A 14,230-nucleotide genomic window follows, 5' to 3' on the forward strand; every position below is an offset into this window, starting at 1 on the left:
GACATAATGTGGGATGCCTGTGTTCCGCCGAAGGTTGATGGCGATTTTATAGGCGTGATCGAATGAGCATAAGCGGTGCCGGCAAGGCGACAACAGGGCGGGCAGATCGGACGAGGGCATCATGGCCTCCATGCTAGGGTAGGTTCAGGCAGCGAGTGGCCGGTCGGCAGCGGCGTTAAGTGCAAGCAGGCTTTCGAGCGTGACGGGTGTGCGATTTGCCCGCCGGGTCCTGGGGCCTCGGGAGGGCCTGGCCGGATCATTGAACCGACAGCCGATACGCGCAGCGCGCTTGCCGATGACGGCGGGATCGCGGCCGAGCGCCTGGGCGACATCGACCATCGAGACGCCATGGGTCCAGGCGTTGCGGATGGCGCAATCCTCGTCCGCACTGAATGCGCGCATGAAGCCATGCACCAGCCCCAGGCGATTGGCATGATAGAGGACAGCGCGCACGCCCCGCCCAATATCCTCGGCAATTTCCCGCGTCGGGACCTTGCCATAATCCGCTCGCAACCGGGCTTCTTCCCCGGCCGTCCAGACCGGTCCCTGTCGAAACCCGTCGCGGCGGACATGCGTGCCGCGCAAGCCAAGCGCCTCTGCACGCCAGCGGATGGAATGCGGGCTGCGGCCAAGCCGCTCCCGCAACGGCGTCAGGCTCGCCCCGGTCGCGTAGGCGTAGCGCAGCAGCTCGTCTTCTTCGGTGATCCACGGCCTGCCCCACCCTCTGCCGTAACCCAGTTTGCGAAGGCGTTGGCCAAGGCTGCGACTGTTCCGGGCCGGAAATCCCTCAGAAGCGAGCGCCCTGGCAATGACGACATAGGGCACGCCTGTGGCCGCGAGTGTGAGTGCGCGAGCCATTTCCGCGTCGCTCCAGTCGTCCGGCTGGCAGGCATGGCGCAGACCCAGCGCCGAAGCGCGGGAGATGACACCAGCGAAGGGACGGCCGATGAGGCTGGCAATCTGGGCGACGGGAACACCCTTGGCGTACCCGGCGCGAAGCTGTGCATCTTCCCAACCGCTATAGGGCGGCGATCCGGGCTCGGAGAGTCCGAGCAGTTGCGCACGGGCATAGAGGGCGCTCACACCGCGGCCTAGGCGGGCGGCCAGTGTCGCGGTTGGTTCATGCGTATAGCAGCGCGCCAGTTCCTCATCCTCCCACGCGATCCAGGATCGCCGCGAGTTTCGGCGGAGGCCAAGATCATAGATACGCGTGGCGATGCTGGCACGCGATCGGCCCAGCACTGTGGCAATCTCCTCTAGCGTGCAGTCATCGGCGAAGGCGGCGCGCAAACGCAGCGTTTCATCGGGGAGCCATGCGTCGGCACGGAAAGCCAGTTCGGCAAGTGGCGCGGTTGTACCCGTTTGCTGGTCAGGGACGAACGGGGTGAGTTCGACGATTTCAGCGTCGAGATCGAAGCTTGTCTGTTTCATGGCACTCTCCGTTCAGACCAGGCCGATAACGGGCGTATCGACGACACGCAGGCGCAACCGGGCAGACAGCCGCGCGATCCGCGTATCGCCGCGCGGCATGGTGTCGGACGCACCGATCGCGGCGAGCAGGTCTAGCCCGGCATCGATATCGTTCGCAGGTAGGGCAAGGTGCCGCACCAGATCGTCCGCCGTGGTGGCGTTGGGCGCTATGCTGCCCAGCGCGCCGACAATCCGTGCAGCGGCGGAGGCGGCGGGATCGAGGAGGAAGGCGTCGAGCGCGCGTTGGCCTCGCATGGTCACCTGGTTCCCTCTGGTCGGCGCGACCTCGCGCAGGGTGTCAAGATCGAGCAGGGTCCGGCTCTCGTCCGCGTCGAGATCGGCGGCAGGAACGAGATCAGGCGTGCGCCCGATATGGGGAGTGATCGTGGTATCGATCTTCGCCAGCACCGGCGTTGCCGCGAGCGCCGGGCCGAAGGCGAAGAACTCTCCGGGCGGAAGCTGGCGCAGCAGCGCCGCCTGATCGCTGCCGAACCCCAGAAGGTCGGCAGCGCGCGCGACATCGCGGTCGAAGACGTTGAGGCCGATCAGATGATTGTGAAGTTCGGAAACCACCGAACTTGCGAGCTTGGCGAGACGCTGGGTCGCGATGATCGTGCCAATGCCGCGCTTGCGGCCGCGAGCGCACATATCCGTCAAGGTGGCGACCCCCAGACGGCGGGTCTCCGCGTCGCGGGCCGAGGCTGCCATATGCGGCGCGAGCAGATGCGCCTCGTCGATACATACCAGCACGGTGTGGGCCCAATGTTCGCGCGGTGTCGAGAGCAGGCCCGCAAAGAAGGCCGCCGCTTTCTCGATGCGATGATCGGGCTCCAGATCGGTAAGGTCGAGATGGAGGGCGATACGATGCTGCCGCGTTCGCAGCGCGAGCGCTGTGAGACCATCATTGGCATATTCGCGTGCGATGACCGTCGTTGCGCCGATATGCGTAGCAAGGTTGGCGAACTCGCCTTCCGGGTCGATGATGATGGTGGTGAGATAATCGAACGCTTCTTCAATGATCCGGCGCAGCGTCTGGCTTTTGCCCGCGCCCGAAGATCCCTGAATCAGACAGCGCCCCGACATCAGCTTGCCGAGATCCAGTTCGAGCGGACCCGTCGAAGAGCGGCCGAGCGGGACTTTCGTGTCACGGGTGAAATCATGGTTGGCGATGGTCATCTGATGTCCTTCTTCACCCGGCGTCGCGCAGAGCGGCCGGAGATGCTGGTCGAGGGAATGGGCTTGACGCGATAAGTGGCTGGCGGCCTGGCGATCAGGGATGCTTGTGCTGCGATCCCTCGATCGACTGTTCGGAGAGCGTGGCATCCTTTTCACAGGCCTCGCAAAAAGCTGCGTCGAACACAGCGCCGAGCGCCCAGTCCTGGGCATCATCGTCCCAGCGCGCCCAGGCATCGCGCATTACCTCGGCGCTGCCACATGCAGAACAGCGGATCGTGATCCTGGCAGCGGGGTTTGCGGCATTGACCGATTTCCCCGCGTCGCCCGTTGCCTCCCCCTGCCCGGCCGCGAAGACCGGGAACCGATCGGAAGGCGGTTCATCACGGTCGAAGCTCAGCCAATTCGCTCCAGCCTTGCGGGCGTCCGACAGCAAAGCCCAGAATTCAGGCGAAAGCCCATCGGGGCGATCGGACCAGTCATCGATGAAGCCAAGATGGACCCAGAAGCCATATTGGTGGGCCTCGATCGACAAGATCGGATGATCGACGATGATCCGGCCGCTCCTTCGCGGCGCGTGCTGGATCAGCCGGTCGATGGCGTCATTCTCGGCGCGGGGAAGATGCGCTGTCGAACAGGCGCAGACGGGGAAGCGGCGCATGGCCGGTCTCCTTGATTGGGTTGGGACAGGGGTGACAGGCGCGGCGAGCAAACTCGGGCACCCTTTCAATTCGGCAAGAAATCGACCGTGATGGCACCGCGCTCGGCGTGAATGACGATCTTGCGATCGAGCGGGATCAGCCAGCTCAGATTATCCCATGCGCTCATGTTGATGGCTTCGAGGGTGGCAGCGTCCTCCCCAAGGAGGATATGCGTAGCGTGCTGCCGCGCCTCGCGTTCGAAGGATCGCGACTGGGTGTCCCAGCTGTCGCAGTCGCCATCATCAGCCCCACAGAAGATCGTCGCATAGATCATGCGGCTCAGTCTGTCCGGGGTGATACCATCATCGCGCGTGGCCAGGATTATGGCCTCCGCAATATCCCGACCGCCATTGCGGCAGACGAGCGCCGGGATTTCGATGGAATGGACGCTGTGTGGCGCGTCCGTGCGACCGGTTTCACAACCGTCAGCTCGATGACGATCCGGTCGACCAGGCCACAAGCGAAATCGGCGGGGAGACACATGTCGTCGTCATAGCGATGGACGGAGCCTTCCCGGTCGATGCGCAGGGAAATATCCCTGATCACTGGGAGCGTGTCATACCAGGCGTAGCCTTGCAGCGCGTCTTCCGCCTCGACGAGTTGCACATCCTCAATGGGCGGTTTGCCCCGAGCCAGCGCAAGCGCCTGTGCAATATCGGGCTCCAGCGCCGGCACGATCAGCATTGCGCCTTCAGGAGCCATCATGCAGCTGCTGCGCCCATGACAGTCGTCGGCGGTCTGCGGCCGCCAGATCGCCAGCCCTGAGCGCGCCTGCGGCAGCGTGACGCCCAGCTCGCACGCCCGCTGCCAGGCGGTAAAGGGCAGCCGATGGTCCGGGCGGGTCGCGATGGCCTTGTACAGGATCTGCTCGGCAGCGTCGCGAAGGGCCTTCAATGCCGCGTTGTCGATAACCTCCTTGCGCGCCGGCAGAACCATATGAATTTCCGGCGCATCCATAATATCGATCCGGACCGTCCAGAGACTACCGCTATCCTTTTCTTCCCGCACCGTCGGCAAGGCGCATTTGACGCGGTGCCCGTAAAAATTGATGCGTTGGTCTCTTGGCCAATCAGGATCCCGATCATAGACACCGATACGGCAGCCGCAGGCGTTTTCGACAAACATGGCGTCCTTGAGAAAGTCTTCGCGGGGCAGCAGCGTTTCGTTCAAGGTGACCGGTAAGGGATAGTGACGGGCTGCATCGGCGACGACCGCAGACAAGCCTTGCTTCCAGTCGGGCGGCAGTTCGATCGAGATCAGCGTGCCCCAACCGATCATGGCCGGGGCGATGGCAAGCGGCGCGCCGCTGTCCCATGCGTCTGCCGGAATCTGGACTTTCCAGGCCGTGCCCGCAGAGGGAGAGAAGGACTGGATTTCGACCGCGCGGCCGGCAAGGCTGAACATACCCATGCCGGCCGGGTCTTCGCTGCGGGCAATGTCATCGCCCCAGCCCGAATGGCCCAGCATCAGCAGGGCGGCGGGATCATCGATGCCGCAGCCATCATCCCGGATGTGCAGAAGGGATCGGCCTTCCTGTTCGGTCAGATCGACCGCGATGCAGGTGGCGCCGGCGCGTCTGGCATTCTGGAACATCTCATGAAGGCAGTCCCGGCTGTCGCCTGAAAAAAGGCGGGATGCGCGGCGGATCGCGTCGGGACTGACAGCGCTATGGATCGTTGTTGGAAGGGGCATGGTGATCTCCCTGGGTCCGGACTGGAACCCTCACCCCGCCCCGCTCCCTCCCCTCCGTTCGTCTTCCAGGGCCGCGGATGCCACTATGCATCCGATATTGCGGCAGCGGTCCCGGACTGCGAAGGACAGGGAATGCCTCAGGATCTGGATTCGCAACTCACCGACTTTCTGCGCCGCCTGCCGGACTGGATACGCCGGGACATTTCCGCCGCCGATCCGGCGCGGCGCGAGCGCGCGGAAGAGGTGCTGCACGCCATGCTGCTTGCGCTGGTCAAGGGGGCAGGACGGTCGGGAGGTGAAGACATCTGATGGCGACCTCTGGCAGTGGTAAACGCGGCACCGGCAGGGTGACGCTCGATGCGCTCCAAGCGCTGGGACCCGCGCGCCTTGCCCGGCTTGTCCTGGCCCAGGCCGAGCGTGACGCCATATTCGCCCGCGCGGTCCGCATGGAGCTGGCGGCGAAGGACGATAGCGGCGCCTTGGCCCACGAAATCGACAAGCGGCTGAAGACCATTCGGCGTTCGCGCGGGTTCGTCGAATGGGACAAGGTAGGTCCGCTCGCGCGCGAACTCGACCAGTTGCGGGAAACCATATTGGGACCACTGGCCCAAACCTCGCTGAGCCAGGCGGTCGATTGCATGAAGCTGCTGCTGAGCCTTGCCGAACCGGTGTTCGAAAGGTCAGACGACAGCAGCGGTTCGCTGGGCACGGTGTTCCGGCAAGGCGGCGAAGATCTGGGCGGGCTGTGGGCCCGAGCCGATGTACCCGATGTCGAGCAGCTCGCCGGGGATATTTTAACGCTGATCGAAGGGGATGGCTATGGCGTGTTCGACGACCTGCCGGACGCAGCCTCCCCGGCTCTGGGACAGACAGGCCGCGCAGCGTTGCGCCGGATGCTGCTGGAGCGGCAGGCGGGGCTGACCGGCCCGGAGCGACGGCAATTCGATTATAAGGTCGGCTGGTTGTTGCCCAAGCTCGCTGACCTCGACGGCGATGTGGACGCCTATATTGCGACAGTCGATCCTGATCGGCGCAATACGCTGGTCAATGCGCAGGTTGCCGCCCGCCTGATCGCGCAGGGTCGTGCGGTAGAAGCCCTCGACTGGATCGACGCACCGGTTGAGCGCAGCCATAACGAGCGCGAACTTGCCGATCTCAAATTACGGGCCTTTGAGGCGCTCGGCCGCAGGGACGATGTGCAGGCGCAGCGCAAGGCGATCTTCGACCGCTGGCTCGACGGGCAGGTACTGCGCGACTGGCTTAGGGCTTTGCCTGATTTCGAGGATGTCGCCGCAGAGAGGCAGGCTCTCGATCAGGCCATGACCTATGATCGAGCGACATCGGCACTGGAATTCCTCATTGCCTGGCCCGATCTCAAGCGCGCGGGCAGGCTGACCAGGGAAAGGCTCGAAGGTCTGGAAGCCCGGGCCTATGACATTCTGCGTCCTGCCGCCGAGGCATTGTCTCAGGCCGATCCGGGTGGGGCCACCTTGCTCTATCGCCGACTGGTGACTGGCGTACTCGACCGGGCGAGTTCGAAATATTACCCCTATGCCGCGCGGGACTTTGCAGCCGCGACGGATTTGGCCGACCGTATCGCAGGCGATGTCGATGTCGTACCGCATGATGACTGGCTGGCCGATCTTCGCAAGGTGCATGGACGCAAGATCGGCTTCTGGAATCAGGTCGCGGGGAAATTCGGATAATCGCGGAGAATGCCGGGGCGGCCAGATTGGAAACCTCCCTACCAATGGTGGAGCGGCAGTCCGTCGACGTCACTGCCGTCACAGTCGAAGAGCAGGAACTGGAAGCCGTGCGCGCGGCCGAAGGCGATGAGCCGCAGCAGATCCTGCGGCAATTGCGCACGGCGGTCATCATCAATGGCGCGCGTCGGTACGAACCAGCCATAGACCGAAGCCGCGATGTCGATCGGTCGATCACTGGGCGGCCAGGACGCCCATTTATCGAGGCATGAGGCGGTATGAACCGTCAGATGGGCGGTTGATAGTACACAATGGCGGCCTTGCTCGATCGATCCGGCAGCAAGAGGAGACGGGTGTGCGACGGACGCAATACGCATGCGATCCCTCGTGCAGCTTTCCGACGGATGACCTTCGAAATAGCTTGATATAGCTTCGGCGTCGGACAGAGCGTTCGGGTCGCGCGCGTCGTCGATCTCGCTCCAATATTCACGGCAATAAGCAGCGATTTCCACGTCGAGAGCCGTCGCATCGACCGCGACGTGGATATTCATTCCATGTCGATGTTCAATCACGGCAGTGTGGACCTCTATCGCCAGATGGTCCTCATGGCTGGTCCCGATCGCGGTTTGGGGGGGTGCGTCATATCCTATAGGTGGAAACGACGTCGATCTGACGTACCGAACGGGCGCAGTTGCGCGAATGACCGGACTGCGCGGATCTGACCAGTCGATCGTGTCGGCAATCCAACGGGGCACGAAATCCCAATCGAACGACAACGGATATTCGCCTTCTATTGTACGCCATGCGGACTCCACCGCATCGACCCAGCCTACCACGATCAGACGCAGCGCCGCCGTGCCGAGCGTATCGACGCATTTGCGCAAGGCGAGCGCCAGACTGCTTGCATCGGGAGTGGTCTCTGGCCGATCGCGCAATTCAAGGACGGCTTCCCAAAGACAAGCAGCGGTTTCGAGATGGGATAATGTGTAGCGGGTCATGGAGATGGCTCCAGGGGAAGGTGGCACGGCGCCCACGGTTCGGACAGCGGCTGGATCGGCACACCCGTCCCAGGATTCCGGTTCGGAAGTTTTGTCATCGAGATTGATCTCAGAGCATGATCAGGCCGTGCGGACAGTGGCGGTTCGGCTGAGGTCAGGAATGCGCGCATCGTCATAGACGCTGTTTACCGACATCTGCAGCGCCTGTTGCTCCGCAGCAAACCAGGTGGATGCAGGAACGGTGTAAGTCTCGGTGGCATAGTATTCGCCGCCGCTAAAGAAGGCGATGTCGACGATAAATTGCGGCAGGGTAAGGGACGATTGGGCGCGCATGGCGGCATCCTTTCATGACGATGGCCACCCCGGCGAATGACCGGGATGGCGAGGAGGGAGGTGGAGAAGGCATGAGAGCGGCGGCGTCGGGCCTCAAAGCGCCTGTTCGAGCAGCTTTCTGGCCTTGTTTTCCAGATCGAGGCGGCTGTCCTGATGCGGCTTCGCGCGCGCCAGCGCCGTTATGCCCTGGACGAAGTCATAGATGGATTCAGGCGGACGGCCTTCCTCGGCCAGCACGGTCTGGATGATCTTTGCCGTCTCGGCCCTGGAAAAGCCGCGCTTGCGCAGGAAGGGTTCGCGCTCTTCCTCCTTGCGCGCGACGATCCGCTCGCGAGCGGCCTTGATGCCGGAGATGAAATGCGACGGCGAGGAGTTTGCGAAATGCTCGAGCGCGGGCGCGGCCTGATGCGCGAAACGGGCACCGGCGAATTTCGAGTGGCGGATGTTGACCTCCTCGAAATTCTCGACACCCCACAGACAGCGGTTGGCGCATACGCCGCGCAGATAGAAAGTCGCGATCCCGAGCGTTTTGGAGCCGACTTCACTGTTCCAGGCGTAGAACCCTCGAAAATAAAGGTCGGGATCGCCATTAGGGAGCTTGCCGGCCTCGATAGGGTGCGTGTCGTCCACGAGGAACAGGAAAATGTCCCGGTCCGATGCGTAGAGCGTGGTCGTCTCCCTGGTGATATCGACATGAGGGTTGTAGGTCATGCTGCCCCAGTCGAGCGTTCCAGGCACCTTCCAGCGCGTGTCGCCGACGCCATCGCCGGCAAAGGCCATCACCGCCTGGACCAGTTCCCAGTCGAAGATCCTGCCATATTCCGATCCGGTCGCCGCGCGCAATTCGGTGCGACCATTCTCGGTCTGGAGCAGTTTGACCTGCTCGCCCCGGTGGTTGATCAACCCATGCTGCAGGTTGATGCCGGCAAGCGCGGCAGGCAGCTGGCGCAGATAAGAGGCCGGGGCACCGACGAGACTTGCTACCTGGCCAAAGGACCAGTTAGTGGGTGCAAGCGGTCGATCATCGCCCGGCGCCACCAGCATCAGCCGCTCTGGATTGTCGCTTTTCGCCTCGACCCGGATCGACCGGCTTTCAACGATACGCGTGGTCGCACGGTCCGCGCGGCCGCGCACGGCATCATAAAGACTGGTCAGCGAGAGATATTTCTCATCGTCCGGACGGGAGAACCACTCGGACGATACGCGGCTGCTCATGCGTCCGCGTGAGACATCGATCCGATAGGGCGCCGTAACGCGGGGGTTTTCGTTCATGGGGGCAAGGGTCGCCATGGAAATCGTCTCCTTGAGATGCAAAGCGACAGGTGCTTCACGGCCCCTGTCACATTCCCGCCCCTTCCTTCCCTTTCGCGCATCGCGATATGGGTTCACGAGACCCCGACCGGCGGCAGCAGGTACGACGGCGGCTTGTATGTTTTACAAATTGGCGTATATGTTCAACGAAAGGAGGCCGTGATGGCGACGAAGCACGAGGATCATCTGTCTCAGCGACATGAAGCGGTCGTGGCCGCTGCCAAGGCGGCGGGTTTGCTGTCGGGCACGAACAGCGCGGTCGGCGCCCGCGTGCCACGCGAACTCATCGATCGCGCCAAGATGCGCAGCGGCATCGCCTCGACCACCGATCTTGTCGAATATGCGCTCGCCAAAGTGGCGCTCGAAGATGATTTCGGAACCAGGCTTGTGAGCCGGAAGGGTGCGATCCCTGCGGACATTGCGCTTGGGATTTGATCGCAAGGCCTCGTTGCGCAGGATCAGGCCGCAGCGATCTGCTGCCAGGCTGGCGCGACGACCCGAAGAGGCATTGCCGCTCGTTCACAAGGCAGCTGTCATAGGCCGCGAGCTTCTGCTCGACACGTGTGTCTATATTGACGTGCTCCAGGGCAAGACACCGGTTGAAGTAGACTGTTTGCTGGAAAACAGGATCGTCAATCATTCCTGCGTGGCGCTTGCCGAGATGACCCACCTGATGGGCGCGCTCGATCCGGCCGACAAACGCACCGCGTCGGTCCTCAAGACGCTGGGACGGACAATCGACGATATCCCGGAGCATCGCCTCAGCGCGCCCTCCTCCCGCATGTTCGGAGAGGCCGGTATGCTGGCAGGCATGGTCACGAGGCTTTCTGGCCAACCCCATTCGATCGCCCTGCTCAACGACGCCCTGCTGTTTCTGCAGGCGGCGGCGACCGGCTGTGACCTGCTGACAGGCAACCGGCGCGACTTCGATTTTTTCGATCAGATCATTCCCGGGACGGGCGTCATCCTGTATTGAACCGTCACATAGGCGCGGGAAACCGACCATGCTCGCGACCGGCAGGATCGGTCAGGCAACATGCCAGCAGCACCAGCGTTCAGCGGCCTGCCGTGGACTGAGCAGGCCGTGATTGCCGGCACACCATGTACGGAAGGAAGGATCGAGCGCGAGCCCCTGATCGGCGAGCCGGTCGATGACGTCCTGCATGAAGCGATCAACTGGAGCGATGGCGGCCCCGGCTCGAGCATGAGCGACCGCAGCCTGAAGCTGCGTTACCATTTTCTCGGCTTCATCGATCGAAATATCCTCGACGGCGCGCATGCCGCGGCGCGGTCCGCAGATGGCCAAAGTTATGATTGCTGTGCCGGACGTCATCCGGCCCAGGGCGTCGATATGGACATGTCGGGACATGCCAATCTCCTATGATGTGCGGCGTGAGAATGTCAGAAGAGGCTCAACTGTCGCGGCATGGATCGCTGCGATGCCCGTGGTTCGTACAATGGCGGAACGGCGCCTTGCGATGGTGAAGTCGGGCCGGTCGCGATGGTCGCGCGTTGGGCGATCTCAGCCACGGGTCCGCAACGTTGGCGAAGGGCGAGCCGAGCGGTCCATCCCCCCAATATATGCGCTGGGGCGAACCAATGGTCCTGTATCTCGCCCGACAAGGCGTTTCCGACCATGAGGTGGGCTGGAATATGAAGCAATGAAAACTGGATATAGGCCATGTGGATCGCACGCGGATCGATATCGATCGCTGTCACATGAAGGTGCCGCTGATAATTATGCCCGATATCGCGCATGGCCTCGGCAAGTGCGATCACCATAGGAAATGGCGCTCAGGAAGCCCTTAGCCATTCGTAGAGCAGATGATCGTCAGGACCATATTGCGAGCCGATGGCGATCCGGATCAGGCGGCCGTCGCAGGCGAAGGCGGAGGCCTTGGGAAAGGAAAGGTAAGAACGACCTTCGAGGATCAGGTCGCCCGAGCGCACTTTGGTGATGTCGCGGGTCGTTCCAAGCAGTCGATGACCAGACGGTGCGTCCAGAAGCTTCAGCCGATCACCTGCTTTTACGCGCTTCTTGAACGCCGCCAATGATAGGACCCTATCGACGGGATTACGGATACCCTGACGTTTTGCCAATGCCGCCCAGTAGGCCTGGCCGATGCGCGCTTCGCTGTAGAAACTGCATGACCAGAAATCCTGCAACGGATTGGTCCGCGTGAACCCGAACCGTTCCATTTGATCGCGCACCTCGCCGATGAAGGTGTCGTGCGCTTCACGGCCGGTGAGGTCGTCCGGTGTATTGAGGATTTCCGCGATGACCTTGCATCCGCCCGCAAATGTCTCGGTGCGGATCGCAAAGCTGGTGCCGGTAAAATGCTGGGCGAGATGGCGATCGATCCGGGAGGCGAGCGATGGCAACGCTTCGCCGGCGCGATAGAGATCGCCTTCATAATGGAAATTGCCGCGTTCGTCATGGTCGGTCTGGCTATACAGGCGCGCGGACGCGCCCGGCGCGTTAGCGTCGGTCATGATGTCATCCTTATGGTTCGATCAGATTTGGAGGGGCGAGTGCGTCAGGCCGGCGGCACTTCCATTAAGGCAGGCTCGCTGTGGCCTGCTTCATTTCGGGCAAGAGCCCAGTCGAGATAGCCAAGACGCGTATCGCCATTGGCGACCTCGGCCTGCCAATCGGCCGAGGGATATTGTGGATAGTCGATCCATGGATCAGGCGGCTCCGCCGGTGGCGCCACTGCAGATCGGACCAAACGGCGCGCCAGCTCTTCTTGGGTGCTGGCAAATTCGACATGATCGGCAAATATCGCGCACCACCCTCCACCAAAACTGTCGCGACGTGGGCGCGAACAGCCATAGCTCCAGTCGAACCCGACAGGCGCGGTCTGCAAGCTCTCCTGGCAACAGCGCCGGATGAGTTCAGCAATCGGACCAGGCTGGAAGTCGGTCGTGCCATAAATGGCGACGATGCACTCGGCTGCACCCGCAATCTCGATCTCAGCCCCGAAATGCGGGAAGTCGGGATCATCGAAGATTTCGAGCAGGCCGTTGAACGGATTGGCGAGATCGGTCGGCATGAAGGCGGCGAAGAATTCAGCGCTCGGTTCCCCCGGGGCAAAATTACCCAACAGGTCGGACGCGTGCTGCCACGCCTCCTCGATCAACGCAGCTTCACGTGCCATGCAGGTGAAGGCGAAGGAAGCTTGAACATAATGGTCAGCCATGGACCGGCTCCATCATTGCTTCATCGATTGGTTCTTCATCGATGAGCACCAGCGGCGGCGGGTTCTGGCATGCAAGCTGGTAGTCATTTTCGATTGCCACGATGCTTCCCAGTTCCCTAATGCTTTCGATCGAAAAGAGCTGCTGGTCATCTTCAGTCGTCAGATAGCGTCGCGGTTCGCCATGGCCCCTGTAAATGACGCGCACGGAGGGGAAGCTTCCTGCATATCCGCCTGACCATCGGACATATTGAAGGCCAAGACGTCGACAGCATAATTCGATTGTCTCGAAGCATCCATTGGCCACCTCGTGATCCATCAAGGTGAGAGGATCATTTACGGGAAGGCAGGCGGGATCGAAGGGCGTTCCGTCCCAATATACAGCCGCATTGTCGCTGCCGATCGCCTGAACGAGAACGGGATTTTGTGAGCGGGGCAGCACACCGCCTATCATGATATGCGCGGATACACGGTCGGCCATGACATGCCTTTCGTAGTTACTGGACTCCAGTCGGTCTCTCCATCCTCACCCCCTCCCCTTTACCGGACCGTATGACCGTCACTCATTCCCGTCTTGCATGAGCTGCAGATTCCCGCTTAGCTACAGCGCAGTTCCAGTCCGGCGATAACCGGCATCCTCCATTCGTTTCTCAACCAGGAGTCCTTTCGTGGCCGATACCGAGCAGCCTGATTTCACCGCAATGACGGTGCAGTTATTGAGCGCCTATTTCTCCAACAATCAGGTTCCAGCCGGCGACATCGCCGGCATCATCGAAGCGACCCGCGGCGCGCTTGAACGGAAGGCCGAGGTGGAAGCGCCAGCGGCACCCGAGCATGTTCCTGCTGTATCGATCCGCAAGAGCCTTGGCTCACGCGAACACATCATCAGCATGCTCGATGGAAAGCCGTACAAGACCCTCAAGCGGCATCTGGCGGTCAATGGAATGACACCCGCCGAATATCGCGAGCGCTATAAGCTTCCCAAGGATTATCCCATGGTCGCGCCTGCCTATTCGGAACAGCGGCGCACCGTCGCGCAAAAGCTCGGTCTTGGACGGCGGTTTGGCGCGAAAGCACAGGATGCGATTCCGGTAGTGGAAGCATCACCCGTGGTAGAGGCGGCACCAGTTCTCGAAGCGACACCAGTTGTCGAAGTCGCGCCGGTAAGTACAACGGAAGCAAAGCCAAAGCGCGCCCGTGGTAAGGCAGCCGCTGCCAAACCCAGCAATCAAGCCGAAATCGTTGCGCCCGAGCCAAAGCCTGAACCTGCGAATGTGCCCGCACAAGCGGAGGCCGCGACGATAAAGCCTGCCAGGAAGAAGCTGGGCGTACAAACCGCACCGCGAACTGCGAAGGCCCCGACAGCATCCGTGAAGGTGCCTTTGGAACCCGCAGTAGCAGAGCCCGCAAAGGCCAAACCTGCCAAGCCAGCCAACGGGAAAAGGACAGTTGGAAAGACCGCAACGCCAACAGCTGCGGCGTCCACGAAGCCGAAAGGTGCAGGGCGGCGGGTATCCGGTGTAAAGCAGAAGAAAGCGCCTGTTCCAACACCGACATCTACGGAATAATGGTCACCGACGAGATATGGGTTTATCCAACCCATATCTCGTCTGACCGCTGACCTTGCGAGCATCATCGGTCGCGCAATAGGG

The 14,230-nt window shown here is 62.0% G+C and carries 17 protein-coding genes; 6 read left to right on the forward strand and 11 right to left on the reverse strand.

Annotated features, from left to right (window positions below):
• Positions 1-144 precede the first annotated feature (144 nt).
• The 5 genes from D0Z70_RS19000 to D0Z70_RS19015 all read right to left on the reverse strand — a co-directional run bounded on the left by D0Z70_RS19000 (position 145) and on the right by D0Z70_RS19015 (position 5,036).
• Positions 145-1,431, reverse strand: a complete 1,287-nt coding sequence (locus tag D0Z70_RS19000) for a hypothetical protein (RefSeq protein ID WP_119749175.1) — start codon at positions 1,429-1,431, stop codon at positions 145-147.
• A gap of 12 nt (positions 1,432-1,443) precedes the next feature.
• On the reverse strand, positions 1,444-2,646 hold the full coding sequence (locus D0Z70_RS19005; protein WP_119749177.1) for an ATP-binding protein: 1,203 nt from the start codon (positions 2,644-2,646) through the stop codon (positions 1,444-1,446).
• 94 nt (positions 2,647-2,740) lie between these two features.
• Positions 2,741-3,304 carry a DUF5983 family protein gene (locus D0Z70_RS19010; protein ID WP_239019023.1) on the reverse strand — a complete coding sequence of 188 codons (564 nt, stop codon included), beginning with the start codon at positions 3,302-3,304 and terminating at the stop codon, positions 2,741-2,743.
• Between the two features lie 65 nt (positions 3,305-3,369).
• Entirely contained in the window at positions 3,370-3,618 is a 249-nt protein-coding gene (locus D0Z70_RS25500; RefSeq protein WP_239019024.1) for a hypothetical protein, read from the reverse strand.
• A gap of 47 nt (positions 3,619-3,665) precedes the next feature.
• Entirely contained in the window at positions 3,666-5,036 is a 1,371-nt protein-coding gene (locus D0Z70_RS19015; protein ID WP_239019025.1) for a sensor histidine kinase, read from the reverse strand.
• A gap of 132 nt (positions 5,037-5,168) precedes the next feature.
• Between D0Z70_RS19015 and D0Z70_RS25005 the strand changes: the two genes are divergently transcribed.
• Together D0Z70_RS25005 and D0Z70_RS19020 are read left to right on the forward strand one after the other, a co-directional pair.
• The gene (locus D0Z70_RS25005) at positions 5,169-5,345 is read left to right on the forward strand and encodes a hypothetical protein (protein WP_182914032.1); all 177 of its coding nucleotides are present in this window, start codon (positions 5,169-5,171) and stop codon (positions 5,343-5,345) included.
• Positions 5,345-6,742, forward strand: coding sequence for a DUF6880 family protein (locus tag D0Z70_RS19020; protein ID WP_147418794.1), 1,398 nt, complete (start codon positions 5,345-5,347; stop codon positions 6,740-6,742). Before D0Z70_RS25005 ends, D0Z70_RS19020 begins: the two co-directional genes overlap by 1 nt.
• Positions 6,743-6,780: 38 nt before the next feature.
• Here D0Z70_RS19020 and D0Z70_RS19025 read toward each other — a convergent pair whose 3' ends face one another.
• The 3 genes from D0Z70_RS19025 to D0Z70_RS19035 form a co-directional block, all read right to left on the reverse strand.
• On the reverse strand, positions 6,781-7,737 hold the full coding sequence (locus D0Z70_RS19025; protein WP_119749184.1) for a DUF5983 family protein: 957 nt from the start codon (positions 7,735-7,737) through the stop codon (positions 6,781-6,783).
• Between the two features lie 120 nt (positions 7,738-7,857).
• A complete protein-coding gene (locus D0Z70_RS19030; RefSeq protein ID WP_088189804.1) occupies positions 7,858-8,070 on the reverse strand; it encodes a hypothetical protein in 213 nt (70 codons plus the stop codon).
• Between the two features lie 93 nt (positions 8,071-8,163).
• Positions 8,164-9,360 carry a DUF932 domain-containing protein gene (locus tag D0Z70_RS19035; protein WP_119749186.1) on the reverse strand — a complete coding sequence of 399 codons (1,197 nt, stop codon included), beginning with the start codon at positions 9,358-9,360 and terminating at the stop codon, positions 8,164-8,166.
• Between the two features lie 183 nt (positions 9,361-9,543).
• Here D0Z70_RS19035 and D0Z70_RS19040 point away from each other — a divergent pair, with 183 nt between their 5' ends.
• The 3 genes from D0Z70_RS19040 to D0Z70_RS19050 are packed head-to-tail and all read left to right on the forward strand — an operon-like array spanning position 9,544 to position 10,765.
• Complete coding sequence (locus D0Z70_RS19040; protein ID WP_043152347.1) at positions 9,544-9,816, forward strand: hypothetical protein; 273 nt, start codon at positions 9,544-9,546, stop codon at positions 9,814-9,816.
• Positions 9,806-10,357: a type II toxin-antitoxin system VapC family toxin gene (locus D0Z70_RS19045; RefSeq protein ID WP_182914033.1), complete on the forward strand. Its 552-nt coding sequence runs from the start codon at positions 9,806-9,808 to the stop codon at positions 10,355-10,357. The genes D0Z70_RS19040 and D0Z70_RS19045 overlap by 11 nt, the downstream gene beginning before the upstream one ends.
• 60 nt (positions 10,358-10,417) lie before the next feature.
• Positions 10,418-10,765 (forward strand): hypothetical protein, encoded by a 348-nt coding sequence (locus tag D0Z70_RS19050; RefSeq protein ID WP_119749190.1) that lies wholly within the window; start codon positions 10,418-10,420, stop codon positions 10,763-10,765.
• A gap of 410 nt (positions 10,766-11,175) precedes the next feature.
• Here the strand turns inward: D0Z70_RS19050 and D0Z70_RS19060 are convergent, their stop codons facing one another.
• The 3 genes from D0Z70_RS19060 to D0Z70_RS19070 are packed head-to-tail and all read right to left on the reverse strand — an operon-like array spanning position 11,176 to position 13,059.
• Positions 11,176-11,874 carry a hypothetical protein gene (locus D0Z70_RS19060; RefSeq protein ID WP_119749192.1) on the reverse strand — a complete coding sequence of 233 codons (699 nt, stop codon included), beginning with the start codon at positions 11,872-11,874 and terminating at the stop codon, positions 11,176-11,178.
• A 44-nt stretch (positions 11,875-11,918) separates the two neighbouring features.
• Positions 11,919-12,581 (reverse strand): hypothetical protein, encoded by a 663-nt coding sequence (locus D0Z70_RS19065; RefSeq protein WP_119749194.1) that lies wholly within the window; start codon positions 12,579-12,581, stop codon positions 11,919-11,921.
• On the reverse strand, positions 12,574-13,059 hold the full coding sequence (locus D0Z70_RS19070; protein WP_119749196.1) for a hypothetical protein: 486 nt from the start codon (positions 13,057-13,059) through the stop codon (positions 12,574-12,576). Before D0Z70_RS19070 ends, D0Z70_RS19065 begins: the two co-directional genes overlap by 8 nt.
• 187 nt (positions 13,060-13,246) lie before the next feature.
• Here D0Z70_RS19070 and D0Z70_RS19075 point away from each other — a divergent pair, with 187 nt between their 5' ends.
• Positions 13,247-14,146 carry a Ros/MucR family transcriptional regulator gene (locus D0Z70_RS19075; RefSeq protein WP_119749198.1) on the forward strand — a complete coding sequence of 300 codons (900 nt, stop codon included), beginning with the start codon at positions 13,247-13,249 and terminating at the stop codon, positions 14,144-14,146.
• Positions 14,147-14,230 lie beyond the last annotated feature (84 nt).

Source organism: Sphingobium terrigena, from assembly GCF_003591655.1.
Classification (GTDB): domain Bacteria; phylum Pseudomonadota; class Alphaproteobacteria; order Sphingomonadales; family Sphingomonadaceae; genus Sphingobium; species Sphingobium terrigena.